This is a genomic window from Polaromonas sp. P1_G4 (genome assembly GCF_056405475.1).
Window position 1 is genome coordinate 1 of the sequence record NZ_JBFUCA010000849.1, and the last position, 1,175, is coordinate 1,175.

Sequence of the window (1,175 nt, forward strand, 5' to 3'; positions counted from 1 at the left end):
GCATTGGAGGCCTCAAACCAGAATGACGAGCGGGCTGGTCATGAAGGTCCGACCCTCTTCGTGATTCGAGGGTCTCAATGATCAAACCTCCCCATGCATTAGTGCATGCACTTCATCGGCCAGGTTGATCAGCGTCAGCTTGAGGCTGGCGCTGCCCAGAATAAACGCCGCCGTCTTCCAGTCGTCCGCGTCGAAGTTCTCATCAATCAGCTTGTGCAGGCCGCGCAGCTTGAGCGTGTCCGTAGCTTTCGAAAGCGCCTTGCCGGCCGCGTGTTCTTGTTTGTAGTGGCCCACGATCTCCGCCTGCTGCGCCTTGGTCAAACCTTGTATCAGTTCAGCGATCGGTGCGTGTCCGGCTTCGGCCAGCAGGTCGTTCAAGTCCCGCTCGGCATCCCATGCATTCCACTTCGGCGGCTCCGGCTCCTGGATTTCACCGTCTAGCGCCAGGTTCCCTTGCTTCCCGGCCTTCTTGTCCGCCTTCTTCTGCGCAACCTCCGCAGCCAGTTCCTCCTTGAGCGTCGCCAGCAACGCCCGCGCTTCCTCCCGACCCGCCTTGCCGGCCTCGATCCGGTCCACCAGCTGGGTGCCCCGCGGATACCACTTGCCGGTTTTCTCGATCTGGTTCATGACCAGGACCAGCTCCAGATCCTCCGTCGTTTCACTCTCCAGGAACTGCCGGGTGTTCCAGCCCAGGTTTTGCACCGACGCTGCCAGGTGCTTGGACACCCAGGACTTGGACTTCTTCACCAGCTGGCAAATCTCCGTCAGCGTCTTGCCCTGATCCGCCAGGCTGCGCAAACCCGCTGCCAGCTCCAGCAGCGACAAATCCTCCCGCTGCACGTTTTCCACCAGCTGCAGGGTCGCCGCCCGCAGGTCGTCCRCCTCCCCAATCAGCGCAGGCACATGGCTAAACTCCGCCAGGTGCGCCGCCCKGCAACGACGCTCCCCCGCAATCAGCACAAACCGCTCTCCCCAGGGCCGCAGCAACACCGGCTGCAGCATGCCCTGGGCTTTCAGCGATTCGGCCAGCTCCAGCAAATCGTCCTCAGCCAGGCCGGATACCGTGCGCACCTGCGGCTGAAAGTCGATCATGTTCAGGGACACAAACTCCAGGGCCGGTTTCGCATGCGAAACGCCTGCATCAGCCACGGAAACGGTTTCGGTAATCACAGCAG

1 protein-coding gene is annotated in these 1,175 nt (G+C 61.8%); it reads right to left on the reverse strand.

Translation table 11 applies throughout. The annotated features are described in order from the left end of the window. Nucleotides 1-81: 81 nt before the first annotated feature. The coding region (locus AC1D1X_RS23890; RefSeq protein WP_477699423.1) for a ParB/RepB/Spo0J family partition protein at nucleotides 82-1,175 on the reverse strand (1,094 nt) is incomplete at its 5' end.